This window comes from Scandinavium sp. M-37 (assembly GCF_043558715.1).
GTDB classification, from domain to species: Bacteria; Pseudomonadota; Gammaproteobacteria; order Enterobacterales; family Enterobacteriaceae; genus Scandinavium; species Scandinavium vulneris_A.
Map to the genome: position 1 here is coordinate 33,607 of NZ_JBIGIN010000032.1, position 16,562 is coordinate 50,168.

Genomic DNA, 16,562 nt, shown 5'->3' on the forward strand with positions numbered 1-16,562 from the left:
ATTCCTCAATGCCAAATTAAACAGAGTAATAAAAGCGTTGAGAGGGAGATGGGGCTGAGGGAGTAGCTTTTCAAGCGGGAGAACGCGATTGTCCTCCCGATTGGTTAAAAACGAATCTTATGACGTCCGGCGAGCGAGTGCGACAGCGTGGTGCCATCGACCATTTCCAGCTCACCGCCGACCGGCACGCCGTGGGCGATACGGCTGGCTTCGACGCCATACTGTCCGCAGAGTTCGGCGATGTAGTTCGCGGTCGCTTCACCTTCCACCGTCGGATTAGTGGCGAGGATAACCTCTTTCATCTGCTCGCTGCTTAAACGCTGTTCGAGGCGGTCGAGGCCGATGTCGTCCGGGCCAATGCCGTCGAGCGGTGACAGGTGTCCCATCAGCACAAAATAGCGCCCAGAAAACTGCCCGGTTTGCTCGATGGCGTAGATGTCTGCCGGGCTTTCGACCACGCACAGCTGGCCATTTTCCTGACGACGCGGGTTCGAACAGATGTTACACACGTCCTGTTCTGTAAAGGTGCGGCAATCGGTACAGTGGCCAATTTCAGACATCGCCCGGGTGAGAGCCTGTGCCAGACGCATACCACCGCTGCGATCGCGCTGGAGCAAGGTAAACGCCATGCGTTGGGCGGACTTAGGGCCGACGCCCGGCAGGCAGCGAAGGGATTCCATCAGGGCGGTAAGTAAAGGACTGGTTTGCATCGCTCAGACTTCTAAAAAAAGAGTGGGCCATAGCCTAACATTAGCCCCGCCGACGGGTATAGAAAAAGATACGCCCTCTGCACGATGCTGCGCAGAGGGCGATGATCAGGCGCGCTGGGAATCCAGCTGCTCCTGATTTGTCACCACGTCCTGCGCTTTCTGATAGCTTTCCATCAGCAGCGGATATTCGGTGAAGACGCCGGACCACAAATTCGCCCATTCCTGCGCGTCATCGCGGTTCCAGGTGTGCTGAATTTCTGCGGTGACAGCGGCCATATCCACCGGTACGACGCCCGCCTGCATGACACGCGCCAGAGAGATTTCCTGCGCCATTTTAGAATAGGTGCCGGAGGCATCAATAACGGCGAAGACTTTATAACCTTCCGCTGCCGCACTGATCGCCGGGAACGCCATGCAGACGCTGGTCACGGTGCCAGCAATAATCAGCGTCTTGCGCCCGGTGGCTTTGACCGCCGCCACGAAGTCCGGGTTATCCCAGGCGTTGATTTCGCCTTTACGCGGCACATACTGCGCGTGTGGCGCATATTTGTGGATTTCAGGGATCAGCGGCCCGTTCGGCCCTTGCGGTACTGAGGCAGTGGTGATCACCGGCAGTTTCGCCAGGGTCGCCATTTTGGCGAGTACCGTCGCGTGGGTACGTAACGTGGTCATCGGCATATCATGCACAAGCTGGAACAAGCCGCTTTGATGGTCGATCAGCAACAGTACCGCGTCGCTTGGATCAATCATCGGTTTTTGTCCGTTAAAATTTGCAGGGGTCATCTTTTCGTTCTCCATCTCGTTGAAAATGAACGGCTACCGGTTCGATAGCCGTTTACGTTTACATCAGTGTTTACGCCACCGCCTGACCAAATCGACCCGCGTTGAAGTCGTCAATGGCCTGATTAATTTCTTCCCGGGTGTTCATCACGAACGGCCCGTAGCCTTCCACCGGCTCATTCAGTGGCTCACCGCTGAGAACCAGCACCACCGCGTCGTTATTGGCTTCGATCGTCACGTTTTCACCTTTGGCATCCAGCACCACCAGTTGCGCTTCACGCGCCACTTCCTGGTTGTTTACCTGCACCGTGCCTTTCAGTACCACCAGCGCGGTATTCCAGCCGTCAGGCAGGTTCAGCGTGGTGAGGCCGTGCGGGTTAAGGCGCAAATCAAGAATGCGCATCGGCGAAAAGGTTCTCGCCGGGCCTTTGTGGCCGTCCAGTTCCCCGGCAATCACCCGGGCCAGTCCAGCGTTATCCGCTAATGTGACCTGCGGAATGTCGCCATCGGTTATCGACTGATACGCAGGTGGCGTTGATTTGTCTTTCGCCGGGAGATTCACCCACAGCTGCACCATTTCCAGGGTGCCGCCCCTCTCACTGAAGGCCGGAGAGTGAAACTCTTCGTGCAAAATGCCGCTGCCTGCGGTCATCCACTGCACGTCACCGGGGCCAATCACCCCGCCGCTGCCGGTGGAATCGCGGTGTGCCACTTCGCCTTTGTAGACGATGGTCACCGTTTCAAAGCCGCGGTGCGGATGGACATCCACCCCGCGCTGGCCTTTGTTGCTCGGCTTAAATTCTGCCGGGCCGGCATAATCCAGCAGCAGGAATGGGCTCAACTGCTGAGCAAATTTGGCGTACGAAAACAGGGAACGTACCGGGAATCCGTCGCCCACCCAGTGGGATTTTGGGGCTGAATACACGCCAAGAATTGATTTCATGATTGTCTCCAGGACACGTTGTTGCGATGGGATAAAGCTTATACGTAAGACATTTCTTGCGGTAGACTGAAAAAATGAACTCAGTGTTCCATTTGCAGGACAATGAAAATGCAGGACCTTAACGATCTGTGGTATTTCGTGCAGGTGGTAGATAACGGGGGCTTTTCGCCAGCCAGTCGCGCGATCGGCATTCCCAAATCACGCCTCAGCCGCCGTATTGCGCTGTTGGAAGAACGGCTGGAAACGCGTTTGATCCAGCGTTCCACCCGCAGCTTTACGGTGACCGAAGCCGGGCAGATTTTTTATCGGCATTGCAAAGCGATGATGATCGAGGCCGAGGCGGCACAGGAGGCCATTAACACACTGCGGGCTGAGCCGCGCGGGATTATCCGTCTCACCTGCCCGATAACGCTGCTGCACGTGCATATCGGTGAGATGCTGGCGCAATTTATGGCCCGCTATCCGCAGGTCACCGTGCAGTTGGAAGAAACCAATCGCCGGGTGGATGTACATAATGAAAACGTCGATATCGCCATTCGTGTGCGCCCATTGCCACTGGAAGACAGTGATTTGGTGATGCGCAGGTTGGCAGACAGAAGCATGTGTCTGGTGGCGAGCCCGGAACTGGTGGCGCAGTTTGGCACCCCGAAATCCCCGGCTGACCTTCAACACTGGCCGAGCCTGGCGCTGAGCAAGCCTCAGCAGGTTTATCGCTGGTGTTTACTGGGGCCGGATAAGCAGGACGTCACCTTGCATCACACGCCGCGATACATCACGACCGATATGATTGCCCTGCGCAGCGCAGCGCTGGCTGGGGTCGGCATTGTGCAGCTGCCATTATTGATGCTGAAAGAGCAGATTGCTGCCGGAACGCTGGTGCATTTGCTGCCGGAATGGCGTACCCGACGGGAAATTATTCATGCCGTGTTTCCCTCCCGACGCGGTCAGCTTCCGGCGGTGCGGGCGTTGATTGATTTTCTGGCAGAGCAGTATGCGGGGTTTGACGAGGAGTAATTGGCGAGGTGTTGAAACGCAACACCCTCTCCGAAGAGAGGGTGTTTGATGTCATCAGAATGGCATCTTGAAGCCCGGTGGCAGCTGCATCCCAGAGGATACACCGGCCATTTTTTCTTTCTGGGTTTCTTCGATACGGCGTGCAGCGTCGTTGAACGCAGCGGCCACCAGATCTTCCAGCATATCTTTATCGTCTTCGAGCAGGCTCGGATCGATCTCAATGCGACGGCAGTTGTGCGCCCCGTTAATGGTCACTTTCACCAGGCCTGCACCAGACTCACCGGTCACTTCCAGTTGAGCGATTTCTTCCTGCGCTTTCTGCATTTTTTCTTGCATCTGCTGGGCCTGTTTCATCAGGTTACCCAGACCGCCTTTTCCACCAAACATAGGCTTATCTCTCAGTCAGTCATGTTAAAGGTTAAACCGCAAGCCGGGCCTGCAGTCAAATGGGTCGAATACTGTCTTCGTCCAGATCCGCATCGAAGAAACGACGCAGGGTCTGAATATTGTTATCGGCAACGATCGCCTCGCGTGCCTGCGCGAGCTTCTCTTCGTAAATGGCCTGACGCCACTCCAGCGGCGTACGCACCGCGGGATTATCATCTTCCACGATAGTGAGTTCAACCTGTTGACCGGTTAATTCACTTATTGCTTCGGTCAGGACCTTCTGCGCCCCACCGTTATTCAAATGACGCTGGGAAGGACGCAGGTGCAGGCAAACGCGGTTACCGTCCTGCTCTTTCCACGCATTCAGCGCGACCTGTTCTACCAGTTTAGGCAATTTTAGCTGGCTCACCTCTGCCGCCCAGCTGTCGCGGTCTACGGCTTCGACCGCCAGCTTCGCCGCGAGTTCTGGCGTCTTCTCATGCTCAAGCGCTTTCTTTAGCGCTTTCGGGGTGGCGACTTCTTCCTTCACCTCTTCAACGAGGGTTGTCGCTTTCCAGCGGTAAGCTTCTTTTTTCTGCGGACGCTGTTCTTCCAGCGCCGTTGGAGACGGGCGCGCCTGAACGCGTTCCGTGACCGAGGCCAGTCTCTCCAGCGCAGCACTGTTCACCGGCCGCGCGCGGGATGCGGCTGCCGGTTCACTCTTTTTTGCTTTGGGTGCTCCCTGAGCGCGTTGCAATTGGCTGCGGGCGGCCAGCACCTGGCTGGTCGATTCCGGTAGCGCTTCGCTTTGATACGCGGGAGCCGCTGGCGCGGATTGCGGTGCCACCTGCGTCGGATGCATCACCGCCGTCGGGGCGACGGGCGCGAAAGATTGCGGCTGCACTTCCGGTTCCGGCAACGGCTGGCGTGGATGGAACGCCAGCGCGCGCAGCAGGGTCATCTCGATGCCCATCCGGCGGTCTGGCGCATACGGCAGCTCTTTGCGGCCGATCAGCAGCGTCTGATAATAAAGCTGAATATCGGCTGGCGGCACGGTTCGCGCCAGTTCACGCATCCGGTGTTCGACCACCGCCATATCACTGCCGAGCGCCGACGGCGACAGCTGGACCATCGCGATGCGATGCAGCAGGCTTTGCATTTCGACCAGCAGCGCTTCCCATTCGATTCCGCGAGCAGCGGCTTCGTGGATGAGCGCCATCACCTGTTCACCGTTGGCCGCCACCAGGGCTTCAATCAGCGACAGTGCCTGATCGTCGTCGAGGGTGCCGAGCATGGTGCTCACGGTGGCTGCGCTCAGCTGACCGTCGCCGCTGGCAATCGCCTGATCGGTCAGACTCAGGGCATCGCGCAGGCTGCCGTCGGCGGCGCGGGCGATCAATTGCAGGGCGCGTTGTTCAGAGGAAATATGCTCTTCGCCGAGAATATGTTCCAGCTGCTGGCGAATCTGATCGACATCGAGCGCTTTGAGATGGAACTGTAAACAACGGGAAAGAATGGTCACCGGCAGCTTTTGCGGATCGGTGGTTGCCAGCAGGAATTTCACATGCGACGGCGGCTCTTCCAGCGTTTTCAGCAGGGCGTTAAAACTGTGGCGCGAGAGCATGTGCACTTCATCGATCAGGTAGACCTTGAAGCGGCCACGCGCCGGGGCGTACTGCACGTTGTCCAGCAGGTCGCGGGTATCTTCAACTTTGGTGCGCGAGGCGGCATCGATTTCAATCAAATCGACAAAGCGGCCCTGCTCGATTTCACGGCAGTTATCGCAGACGCCGCACGGCGTGGCGGTGATGCCGCTTTCGCAGTTTAGCCCCTTCGCCAACAAACGTGCGATGGAGGTTTTACCGACGCCACGGGTGCCGGAAAACAGGTACGCATGATGGATACGACCGGATGTCAGGCCGTTCGCCAGTGCGGTCAGCACATGTTCCTGGCCGACAACGTCAGCAAAGGTTTGTGGTCGCCATTTTCGGGCTAAGACCTGATAACTCATTGGCAGGCTCTGCAACGCTGGAAGGTGGAATACAGGAGGGTAATGCTAACACAACCTCACCCGTTGGGCGAGGTTGCGGCATCCGGGATCAATGACCCGGGAAAGGCACCAGGCTAAAGCAATTAATGCCCTGGCTTTCCAGGCGCTGTTGACCGCCCAGATCGAACAGATTAATGATGAACGCCGCGTCGGTCACTTCACCGCCGAGACGGCGAATCAGCTTCACGGTTGCTTCAATGGTGCCGCCGGTAGCCAGCAGGTCATCAACCACCAGCACTTTGTCACCCGGCTGAATGGCATCAATGTGGATTTCCAGCTGATCGGTGCCGTACTCCAGTTCGTAGCTTTCCGCGATGGTTTCACGCGGCAGTTTGCGCGGTTTACGTACGGGTACAAAACCTACGCCGAGCGCCAGCGCGACCGGAGCACCAAACAGGAAGCCACGTGCCTCGGTACCCACCACTTTGGTGATACCCATGTTCTTAAAACGCTCGGTCAGCAGTTCGATGCTGAGCGCGTAGGCTTTCGGGTCTTCCATTAAACTGGTGACATCGCGGAAAAGAATGCCAGGTTTTGGATAGTCCTGGATGCTTTTGATGCTGTTTTTCAGAAATTCAAGCTGCTGTGCAGTTGCGGTCATAGGTGTATGCCTGATTAAAACGGTGTTACTCACAAGGCGCCTCTTAATGCTGAGTTTAGTTACACTTGCTTAACTTTTAACCCGCTGGGCCCGTGCTCGAAAACGCCAGAATGTACTGGCAGTCAACGATAAATGCAATAACCATTACCTGCATTATTATTTTTGTTGTTTTGCATCAACCACCGGGATACGCCAAAGGAAAATCAGCAGGCAGGCGAGGATGCCCAGCAGCAAAAAACGCACCCACATTATCTTGACCAGCCACAGCGAAATGGCAAAGGTCACCAGGGTGACAATAATCGCGCGCGATTTGGCCCCCGGCGGCATGGCTTTATGTTCCTGCCAGTGACGCAGATAGCCGCCAAACCATGAGCGGTAGAGCAGCCAGTGGTGGAATCGCGGGGAAGATTGCGCAAAGCACCAGGCCGCCAGCAGGATAAAAGGCGTGGTCGGTAAAAGAGGTAAAAACACGCCCAGCGTGCCTAACACTACCGCCAGCCAGCCAATGATGTTTAGAATGGTCCGTTTCATAGTGAGATTATCAGTAAAACTGAACGGCAAATGTAGCACAGGCCACCGTCCTTTCGAGGGAGAAAAACATGAAAACTGACCTGTTACTGCAATCGCTGGATTCACAGCTTTCGCGCCTGGAGGCGGACGTCGCCCCGATGGCGTTCCATGCCACCCTGGGGGCACGTTTTGACCGCCAGCTGTTTCGCACCCGCAGCTCATTCCTACAGGCGTGTGTGGAAGAAGCTCGGGGGAATCTGAAAGCCCTGCATCAGGCGGTAGAAAAGCAGCAGTTTGAGCAGGTGCAGTGGCTGGCGGAACATTTGGTGGCCCAGCTTGAGGCGATTGCCCGGGAAAGCGCCGCCTGGTCGCTGCGCGGCTGGGACAATGGCTCCCCTGCCCTGACCCGCTGGCAGCGCAAACGCCTACAGCATCAGGAGTACGAACGCCGCCTGCTGGAGATGACCCGGGAAAGACGCCAGCAGTTAGCGCAGGCCACCACGCTTGTGGATCAGCAGCGCCTTTCCCGCGAAGTAGAGGCGTTCAGCGCCAGGCTGGCACGCTGTCGCGGGGCGCTGGAGAATATCGAAAACGTATTGGCGCGCATGACGCGCTAACAGGAGAGAGTATGTCGCTGGAGAATGCCCCGGATGATGTCAAACTGGCGGTGGATTTGATCATGCTGCTGGAAGAGCATGATATTGCGCCCGAAACGGTGTTGCGCGCACTGGAGATCGTCAAACGGGATTTTCAGCGCAAAGTTCAGCCCGTTCCGGGGGCGGCGGAATAACGGACTCTCTCCCTTACCAGGGAGAGAGTAAAAACCGACTCACACGCCCGCTGGCGTAGGGTCATCCCCTTTCACGTCGCGCTTCACTTCCGTCACTTCGTCACCCTTTTCATTACGCAGGTGCACTTCCAACTGGTTGAAGGCGATGTTGATGCCGTTTTCACGGCACAGTCGGTCAATGGTGCGGTTCAGCTCATCCACGGTATAGCTGCGATCGCGCAGCTCACGCACGTACAGACGCAGCTCGTGATCCAGCGTACTCGGGCCAAAGGTGGTAAAGAACACCGTCGGTTCTGGCTCGTGCATCACTTTCGGATGTTCCATCGCCGCCTGCAATAGCACCTTTTTGACCTTATCCAGGTCCGAACCGTAGGCCACGCCGAGGCGTATCACCACGCGGGTAATGGTGTCACTCAGTGACCAGTTGATCAGCCGCTCGGTCACGAACGCTTTGTTCGGGATGATCACTTCTTTACGGTCAAAGTCGGTGATCGTCGTGGCACGAATACGGATTTTGCTCACCGAACCCGAGAAAGTACCGATGGTCACCGTATCACCGATACGCACCGGGCGTTCGAACAGGATTATCAGACCGGAAACGAAGTTCCCGAAAATTTCCTGTAAGCCGAAGCCGAGACCAACCGACAGCGCGGCGGCCAGCCATTGCAGTTTGTCCCACGACACGCCGAGCGATCCGAAGATGGTCATCGCCCCAACGGCAATAATGACGTAGTTCAGGATGGTGGTGATGGCGTAAGACGCGCCCTGGCGCATGTTCAGCCGCGAGAGCACCAGCACTTCCAGCAGGCCCGGTAAGTTGCGGATTAACGCCCAGGCTACCGCCAGCGCAATCAGTGCAAACAGCAGGCTGCCGAGCGTCACGTTACGCAGCACCTCCGCCCCGGCTTCGGTCACGTTGTAGTGCCACAGCGTAATGCTGTCGAGATAGGCGAAAACGGTGATTAAATCAGACCAGATAGCCCAGAACATCACCCCAAACAGCGCCACCATTACCAGCATGGTGATACGCAGCGTCTGCTGGTTAACGTCTTCCAGCGCAATGGTCGGCTCTTCCTGCGGTTCAGCCCCTTCCGCGCCCTCTTTCACCATATGCTGACGACGTGCCAGCGCACGGCGATAGGCAATACGGCGGGCAGCCACGCTCAGGCCACGCAGCACGGTCTGGTAAATCAGGTTCCACAGAATGACCAGATAAACAGTTTCAATCCAGCGTCCGGCCAGGCGCAGCGTGGTGTAGAAATAGCCCGTCGCGGTGAGCACCATCAGCGCCACCGGCACAATCGCCAGAATGGTGATGGTGAGCAGGCGCAGGCCGTGGGATTCCTTATCACGCCAGCTGTCGCGGCACATCGGCCAGACCAGGATAGTGATCAACAGGAGGTTGAGGAAAATCGTAAACTGACCGAGCACATCATCCATCAGATGCAGTGGCGAAAGCTCGGCTTCCACCGACCAGAAGTGCAGCGGCAACAGCGCCAGGCTGACGCGGACAATCTGGCGACGCCAGTGGCTGGTCAGCTTTGGCGGCATGTTGAAATGGGTAATCGCCACGCCGTTTTTCTCGAGCACTTTCCAGCACACGCCGAACACCAGCCAGAACAGCGCCAGCTTTTTACTGAACGCCCACAGCAGATCGCTGACGTTTAGCTGCATGGTCAGCAGGATCAATCCCACCGCCAGGATGAGCATCACCACCGGCAGGGCACGGATCAGATCGATCAGAATCGCTTTCGGGGTGTGGAGCTGGCTATCGTTGCGTAGCTGCCCCACTTCCGAGGCCAGTTTTTGCTGGTAGCTGCGCAGCCACTTCAGACGCCAGCGAATAAGACCGGCGATCAGCAGCAACGGCAGACCGGCAAGGAACGCGATAAATACCGCAGGCCAGGCTTTTTCCCAGTTCACGGTGAGTGTCATCTTGCTGAACTGCTCTTTCAGCGACGACGGGAAGGATTTAATCCAGTCCCAATCCATCGGTTTGTTACTGTTCACCCAGAAAATCTGCTGGGTGAGAATGGAGCGTAAGCTTTTCGACACGCTCATCAGCTGCTGCTGGTTCACCTGCAGGTTGATGGCCATCATCAACTGATTACCCAGCTGCTTGTTCATTTGATCCAACAGCTCACGGCGCATGTCGACCACCTGATTCAGCGCATCGGTAACGTCATCGTTGACGTCTGCACTGTGCCCTTCTTCCAGTTTTGCTACGTAGTTATCGCTCTGGAATAAGGCATCGCGCTGCTGGTTGATTTCAAACTGCTCCAGACGCAGGTCCGCGATGCGGTTGGTCATGTCTTCCAGTTCATCCGCAGACGGTAAGGTCTGTTGTTCCTGGTAAAGAATGCGCGACAGCAGCAGACTGCCCTTGAGCATGGAGATTTGTTCTTTGATGTTGCGTTCGGATTGCAGCGCCCGGTCGAGCCAGTTTTTGACGCGGATGTTTTGCTGCACCAGTTGGTTACCGCTTTCGGTCGCTTTGATTAAACGCTCGCTGAGCTGATGGTTAATATCGAGCTCCTGCTTCACCAGCGGGTTAGCCTGAATACGCGCCGCGTCGTCCGGGGAAACCGCTTCCTGCGCCGTTTTCTCGGTCAGCGTCAGGCGCTTGCTGTTTACCGCTTCCTGCAAAAGCTGAAGTTGATGCTGAAGGCGGTTGCTGTTGGCGGTCACAAAGTCACGCTGCTTCTGCAATGTATCCTGCAACACGGTATTGCCTGCCAGGCTCTTGCGCTGCTGGTCGAGTTCCGCATTGAGTAACGCCTGCTGCACCAGCAGCATGGTTTGCTGGCTCGGGCGCAGGGCGTCTTCACCGACGGTCGTCCCGTTCAGGCGATTACGAATTTGCTGAAGCTGCTGCGAGGCGTTGTACATGGCGTTCTGCACGCGCTCGGGCTGAGTTTGCAGGGACACCAGCTGACTGTTATAGGTGGCGATATCGTTTTGCGCCGCCTGGAGCTGATCGAGAATGTCGCTTACCCGCGACTCAAGCTGACGCATGGAGAGCTGATTCAGGGTCTTACGGGTTTCATCGTCGCTGTCGACATCGCCCAGCGCATTCAGGCTATCGGTGGCCTGACGCATTTTGGCGGGAGCCTGATCGATCTGCTGTTTCAGCTGCGCGGTTTCGTCCTTGACGCGATCGATTTTATCGAGCAATTGCAGGGTGTCCGACAAATCCTGCTCGATAAGCTTATCCTGCGGCGTGAGTTCTTTTTTCTTGGTCAGGGTAGTCAGTTGCTTTTGCACATCTGCTCTGTCAGGCAGATCGGTAGCGCCCTGCGCACGCGCCTGACTGACGCTGGTAGCGGCAAAGAAAAAGACCAAAACGACGATTAACGCGGAGAGTGATTTACGCCAGAAAGTGTTGTGCAGCATAGTGTCAGCATGAATGAGTTCAGGGCCGGAACGCCGGGGGTAATTGCCGGCGAAGCATAGCATTTCTGCCCTGAGTCGAATAGCGGTCTGTGCCAGGAAAATTCTACTTCCTCGCGCTCGCGAGTTGGATGGTCAGCGCAACGGTACGGCCCTGAGCGTTGGACAAAGCAAATACATTTCAAGCAAGATGGCGACGTACGCCCTGGCTTCACTTTTCAGGTCAAAGCTATTGGGGGAAAATAACCAATTCTCGACCAGACCAGAAATATAACTGCGCATCAGAATCGTCGCACGCCGGGTCAATAAATTGGCCGGCAGCTGCCCGGCAACAATACAGTCTTTGAGCGCGCCTTCGATTCGGTCGTAACTTTCCAGACAGAGATCGCGCTGAGCCTGCTGCACCACGGCCATTTCACCAACAAATTCACATTTGTGGAAAATAATCTCCATCATTAAACGGCGGCGCTCTTCTATCACCGTTGCTTCAAGAATATAGACTAGAATCTCCCTAAGAACTGAGAGTGGATCGTCAGGGAATTTTGCCCGATACTCTGACTCTAAACTGCCGATACTGGACTCGGAAATCTGCCAGATTTCACTAAATAAATCGGATTTGTTTTTGAAATGCCAGTAAATTGCTCCACGGGTGACACCAGCCGCTTTTGCAATCTCGGCCAACGAGGTGGATGATACCCCCTGTTGAGAAAACAAGCGCAAGGCAACATCGAGGATGTGTTGCCGTGTTTCCAGCGCTTGTTGTTTGGTTTTTCGTGCCATAGGTTGGTGAATTTACAGAGGTTAGATTTACATACATTTATGAATGTATGTACCATAGCACGACCATAATATAAAGCAGCAATGGGTTTGTGGACATGTGATCCATAGATCAATTTGAAATCGGACACTCGAGGTTTACATATGAACAAAAACAGAGGGTTAACGCCTCTGGCGGTCGTTCTGATGCTTTCAGGCAGCTTAGCGCTTACAGGATGTGACGATAAACAGGCTCAACAAGGAGCAGCGCATACGCCAGAAGTTGGTGTGGTAACGCTCAAAACCGAACCTCTCCAAATCACAACTGAATTACCTGGCCGCACCAGTGCTTTCCGTATCGCAGAAGTTCGTCCTCAGGTGAGTGGCATCATCCTGAAACGCAACTTTACGGAAGGTGGTGAAATCAAGGCTGGCGAGTCTCTGTATCAGATTGATCCGGCAACCTATCAGGCCTCTTACGACAGCGCGAAAGGCGACCTGGCGAAAGCAGAAGCCGCAGCCAAAATTGCTCAGGTAACGGTTAACCGTTATCAGAAACTGGTCGGTACGCAGTACATCAGTAAACAGGATTACGATACCGCGCTGGCGGATGCTCAGCAGGCTAACGCCGCCGTTTTGGCTGCGAAAGCTGCCGTTGAAACTGCACGTATTAACCTGGCCTACACCAAAGTGACTTCCCCAATCGGCGGCCGTATTGGCAAATCTTCCGTTACCGAAGGTGCGCTGGTGCAAAACGGTCAGGCTGATGCGCTGGCGACCGTACAGCAGCTCGACCCTATCTACGTTGATGTGACCCAGTCCAGCAACGATTTCCTGCGTCTGAAGCAGGAACTGACCAGCGGCGCGCTGAAGCAGGTTGATGGCAAAGCAAAAGTCGATCTCGTGACTCAGGACGGTATCAAATATTCGCAGAGCGGTACCCTGGAATTCTCTGATGTCACCGTTGACCAGACCACCGGTTCTATCACCCTGCGTGCCGTCTTCCCGAACCCTGACCATACCCTGCTGCCGGGCATGTTCGTGCGGGCAAAACTGGAAGAAGGGATTAACCCGACGGCGCTGCTGGTACCTCAGCAGGGCGTGACACGTACCCCACGTGGTGATGCCAGCGTAATGCTGGTCGGTGAAGGCGACAAAGTTGAAGTTCGCCAGATTACTGCGACCCAGGCTATCGGCGACAAATGGCTGGTTACCGACGGTCTGAAGACAGGCGATCGCGTTATTGTTTCCGGTTTGCAGAAAGTGAAACCGGGCGCTCAGGTAAAAGCGCAGGAAGTCACTTCTGACGCACAGCAGCAAACTGCAGGTAATACCGCGTCAGAACAGCCTAAGTCTTAACTTAAACAGGAGACGTTAAGACATGCCTAATTTCTTTATCGATCGCCCCATATTTGCATGGGTGATCGCCATCATTATCATGCTGGCAGGGGGTCTTGCGATCCTCAAATTGCCGATAGCGCAATATCCTACGATTGCGCCGCCGGCCATTGCCATCACGGCCGTGTATCCGGGAGCGGATGCTGAGACCGTACAGAACACCGTGACGCAGGTTATCGAACAGAACATGAACGGTATCGATAACCTGATGTATATGTCCTCAAACGGTGACTCTACCGGTACAGCAACCATTACCCTGACTTTCCAGTCTGGTACCGATCCGGATATCGCCCAGGTTCAGGTTCAGAACAAACTGCAGCTGGCGATGCCGCTTCTGCCGCAGGAAGTTCAACAGCAGGGTGTGAGCGTGGAGAAAGCCTCCAGCAGCTTCCTGATGGTTGTCGGTGTGATTAACACCAACGGCACCATGACCCAGGACGATATCTCCGATTACGTTGCCGCTAACATGAAGGATCCGATCAGCCGTACTTCCGGCGTCGGTGACGTTCAGCTGTTCGGTTCTCAGTACGCGATGCGTATCTGGATGGACCCGAACAAACTGAATAACTTCCAGTTGACTCCGGTTGACGTTATCACCGCTCTGAAAGCCCAGAACGCCCAGGTGGCAGCCGGTCAGTTAGGCGGTACGCCACCGGTGAAAGGCCAGCAGTTAAACGCCTCGATCATTGCGCAGACCCGTCTGACCAACGTCGATGAATTTGGCAAAATTCTGTTGAAAGTGAACCCGGACGGTTCGCAGGTGCGCCTGCGTGACGTGGCGAAAATTGAGCTCGGCGGCGAGAACTACGACGTCGTGGCGAAATTTAACGGTCAGCCAGCTTCCGGTCTGGGGATCAAACTGGCGACCGGCGCGAACGCGCTGAACACCGCCGATGCTATCCGTGCTGAACTGGCCCGTATGGAACCGTTCTTCCCATCAGGGATGAAAATTGTTTACCCATACGACACCACCCCGTTCGTGAAGATTTCGATTCATGAAGTGGTGAAAACGCTGGTTGAAGCGATCATCCTCGTCTTCCTGGTCATGTATCTGTTCCTGCAGAACTTCCGCGCCACGCTGATCCCAACGATTGCGGTGCCGGTGGTGCTATTGGGGACGTTCGCCATCCTGTCCATCTTCGGCTACTCGATAAACACCCTGACGATGTTCGGGATGGTGCTCGCCATCGGCCTGTTGGTGGATGACGCCATCGTGGTGGTTGAGAACGTCGAACGTGTGATGGCCGAGGAAGGACTACCGCCTAAAGAAGCGACCCGTAAATCGATGGGTCAGATTCAGGGCGCACTGGTCGGGATCGCGATGGTGCTCTCCGCGGTATTCATTCCGATGGCCTTCTTCGGCGGCTCAACCGGTGCGATTTATCGTCAGTTCTCCATCACTATCGTTTCGGCGATGGCGTTGTCGGTCCTGGTGGCGTTGATCCTGACCCCTGCGCTGTGTGCCACCATGCTGAAGCCGATTCAGAAAGGCGGTCACGGCGAGCACAAAGGGTTCTTCGGCTGGTTTAACCGGATGTTCGATAAGAGCACGCATCATTACACCGACAGCGTAGGCAATATTCTGCGCAGCACCGGTCGTTATCTGCTGCTGTATATCATCATCGTGGTCGGCATGGCTTACCTGTTCGTCCGTCTGCCAAGTTCGTTCTTGCCAGAAGAAGACCAGGGCGTGTTCCTGACCATGGCACAGCTGCCTGCAGGTGCGACCCAGGAACGTACCCAGAAAGTCCTTGATGAGGTAACGGATTATTACCTCAACAAAGAGAAAGCGAACGTTGAATCTGTGTTTGCCGTTAACGGCTTCGGCTTCGCCGGTCGTGGTCAGAACACCGGTATCGCGTTCGTGTCTCTGAAAGACTGGAGTCAGCGTCCGGGTGAGGAAAACAAAGTTGAGGCGATCACCGGCCGGGCAATGGCGCGCTTCTCGCAGATTAAAGATGCGATGGTGTTTGCCTTCAACCTGCCAGCGATTGTTGAACTGGGTACGGCGACCGGCTTCGACTTCCAGCTGATTGACCAGGCCGGTTTGGGCCATGAAAAACTGACTCAGGCGCGTAACCAATTGTTTGGTGAGATAGCCAAACACCCTGACATGCTGGTCGGCGTTCGTCCGAACGGCCTGGAAGATACACCGCAGTTCAAGATCGACGTCGATCAGGAAAAAGCGCAGGCGTTGGGTGTGTCTATCAGTGACATCAACACCACGCTGGGTGCCGCCTGGGGCGGTAGCTACGTCAACGACTTCGTTGACCGTGGACGCGTGAAGAAAGTGTATGTGATGTCAGAAGCGCCATACCGTATGCTGCCGAGTGATATTGGCAACTGGTACGTGCGTGGCAGCAGTGGTCAGATGGTGCCGTTCTCCGCCTTCTCAACCACGCGTTGGGAATACGGTTCGCCGCGTCTGGAACGTTACAACGGTCTGCCGTCGATGGAAATCCTTGGCCAGGCGGCTCCAGGTAAGAGTACCGGTGAAGCGATGCTGCTGATGGAAGAACTGGCCAGCAAACTGCCGACGGGCGTTGGCTATGACTGGACCGGTATGTCCTATCAGGAACGTCTGTCCGGTAACCAGGCCCCTGCCCTGTACGCGATTTCTCTGATTGTCGTGTTCCTGTGTCTGGCGGCATTGTATGAGAGCTGGTCCATTCCGTTCTCGGTTATGCTGGTCGTTCCACTGGGGGTTGTGGGTGCGCTGTTAGCCGCCACCTTCCGTGGCCTGACAAACGACGTGTACTTCCAGGTAGGCCTGCTGACAACCATTGGCTTGTCGGCGAAGAACGCGATTCTTATCGTCGAATTCGCCAAAGACTTAATGGATAAAGAAGGCAAAGGCCTGATTGAATCCACCCTGGAAGCCGTGCGCATGCGTCTGCGTCCGATTCTGATGACCTCCCTGGCCTTTATCCTCGGGGTAATGCCGCTGGTTATCAGTAGCGGTGCAGGCTCCGGTGCGCAGAACGCCGTGGGTACGGGCGTAATGGGCGGGATGGTCACCGCGACCATTCTGGCTATCTTCTTTGTGCCGGTATTCTTCGTGGTGGTTCGCCGCCGTTTCGGTAAAAAGAACGAAGATATCGAACATAGCCATCCGGTAGAGCGTCATTAATTAACACTCTGCTGTAATGGAAAGGCCGCTAACGCGTAATGCTTGTCAGTTAAGCTTTTGAAGAAGGCCGCAACGGGTAACGTTGTGGCCTCTTTTTTACGGCTCTCGGGTAATGCCGGGCTCT

The 16,562-nt window shown here is 55.7% G+C and carries 14 protein-coding genes and 1 other annotated feature; of the genes, 5 read left to right on the plus strand and 9 right to left on the minus strand.

The annotated features are described in order from the left end of the window. Positions 1-104 precede the first annotated feature (104 nt). The 3 genes from recR to ACG0Z5_RS19195 all read right to left on the minus strand — a co-directional run bounded on the left by recR (position 105) and on the right by ACG0Z5_RS19195 (position 2,433). Positions 105-710, minus strand: a complete 606-nt coding sequence (gene recR / locus ACG0Z5_RS19185; protein ID WP_394450258.1) for a recombination mediator RecR — start codon at positions 708-710, stop codon at positions 105-107. 105 nt (positions 711-815) lie between these two features. Continuing rightward, positions 816-1,493, minus strand: coding sequence for an isochorismatase family protein (locus tag ACG0Z5_RS19190; protein ID WP_394450260.1), 678 nt, complete (start codon positions 1,491-1,493; stop codon positions 816-818). Positions 1,494-1,563: 70 nt separating this feature from the next. After that, positions 1,564-2,433, minus strand: coding sequence for a pirin family protein (locus ACG0Z5_RS19195; RefSeq protein ID WP_394450262.1), 870 nt, complete (start codon positions 2,431-2,433; stop codon positions 1,564-1,566). A gap of 102 nt (positions 2,434-2,535) precedes the next feature. On the opposite strand from ACG0Z5_RS19195, the gene ACG0Z5_RS19200 reads away from it, so the two are divergent. Further along, positions 2,536-3,447 (plus strand): LysR family transcriptional regulator, encoded by a 912-nt coding sequence (locus tag ACG0Z5_RS19200; protein WP_394450264.1) that lies wholly within the window; start codon positions 2,536-2,538, stop codon positions 3,445-3,447. Positions 3,448-3,501: 54 nt separating this feature from the next. Here ACG0Z5_RS19200 and ACG0Z5_RS19205 read toward each other — a convergent pair whose 3' ends face one another. From ACG0Z5_RS19205 to ACG0Z5_RS19220, 4 genes are all read right to left on the minus strand, one after another. Beyond that, complete coding sequence (locus tag ACG0Z5_RS19205; RefSeq protein ID WP_319626750.1) at positions 3,502-3,834, minus strand: YbaB/EbfC family nucleoid-associated protein; 333 nt, start codon at positions 3,832-3,834, stop codon at positions 3,502-3,504. 55 nt (positions 3,835-3,889) lie between these two features. After that, entirely contained in the window at positions 3,890-5,824 is a 1,935-nt protein-coding gene (dnaX, locus tag ACG0Z5_RS19210) for a DNA polymerase III subunit gamma/tau (protein ID WP_394450266.1), read from the minus strand. Further along, positions 4,496-4,560 (minus strand) — a sequence feature (DnaX frameshifting element). Its footprint overlaps the gene before it by 65 nt. Before the next feature lie 88 nt (positions 5,825-5,912). Continuing rightward, positions 5,913-6,464 (minus strand): adenine phosphoribosyltransferase, encoded by a 552-nt coding sequence (gene apt / locus ACG0Z5_RS19215; protein ID WP_319626748.1) that lies wholly within the window; start codon positions 6,462-6,464, stop codon positions 5,913-5,915. Between the two features lie 156 nt (positions 6,465-6,620). Further along, complete coding sequence (locus ACG0Z5_RS19220) at positions 6,621-6,995, minus strand: DUF454 family protein (protein WP_319626747.1); 375 nt, start codon at positions 6,993-6,995, stop codon at positions 6,621-6,623. 68 nt (positions 6,996-7,063) lie between these two features. Here ACG0Z5_RS19220 and priC point away from each other — a divergent pair, with 68 nt between their 5' ends. Both priC and rsmS read left to right on the plus strand, forming a co-directional pair. After that, positions 7,064-7,591: a primosomal replication protein N'' gene (gene priC / locus ACG0Z5_RS19225; protein WP_394450267.1), complete on the plus strand. Its 528-nt coding sequence runs from the start codon at positions 7,064-7,066 to the stop codon at positions 7,589-7,591. Between the two features lie 11 nt (positions 7,592-7,602). Further along, positions 7,603-7,764 (plus strand): pleiotropic regulatory protein RsmS, encoded by a 162-nt coding sequence (gene rsmS, locus ACG0Z5_RS19230; protein WP_394450268.1) that lies wholly within the window; start codon positions 7,603-7,605, stop codon positions 7,762-7,764. Positions 7,765-7,803: 39 nt separating this feature from the next. Here the strand turns inward: rsmS and mscK are convergent, their stop codons facing one another. Next, positions 7,804-11,157: a mechanosensitive channel MscK gene (gene mscK / locus ACG0Z5_RS19235; RefSeq protein WP_394450270.1), complete on the minus strand. Its 3,354-nt coding sequence runs from the start codon at positions 11,155-11,157 to the stop codon at positions 7,804-7,806. 132 nt (positions 11,158-11,289) lie between these two features. Then, entirely contained in the window at positions 11,290-11,934 is a 645-nt protein-coding gene (gene acrR, locus ACG0Z5_RS19240) for a multidrug efflux transporter transcriptional repressor AcrR (RefSeq protein WP_394450272.1), read from the minus strand. A 141-nt stretch (positions 11,935-12,075) separates the two neighbouring features. Between acrR and acrA the strand changes: the two genes are divergently transcribed. Then, on the plus strand, positions 12,076-13,269 hold the full coding sequence (gene acrA, locus ACG0Z5_RS19245) for a multidrug efflux RND transporter periplasmic adaptor subunit AcrA (protein WP_394450273.1): 1,194 nt from the start codon (positions 12,076-12,078) through the stop codon (positions 13,267-13,269). Positions 13,270-13,291: 22 nt separating this feature from the next. Further along, the gene (gene acrB, locus ACG0Z5_RS19250) at positions 13,292-16,438 is read left to right on the plus strand and encodes a multidrug efflux RND transporter permease subunit AcrB (protein ID WP_394450275.1); all 3,147 of its coding nucleotides are present in this window, start codon (positions 13,292-13,294) and stop codon (positions 16,436-16,438) included. The last annotated feature ends 124 nt before the right edge of the window (positions 16,439-16,562 follow it).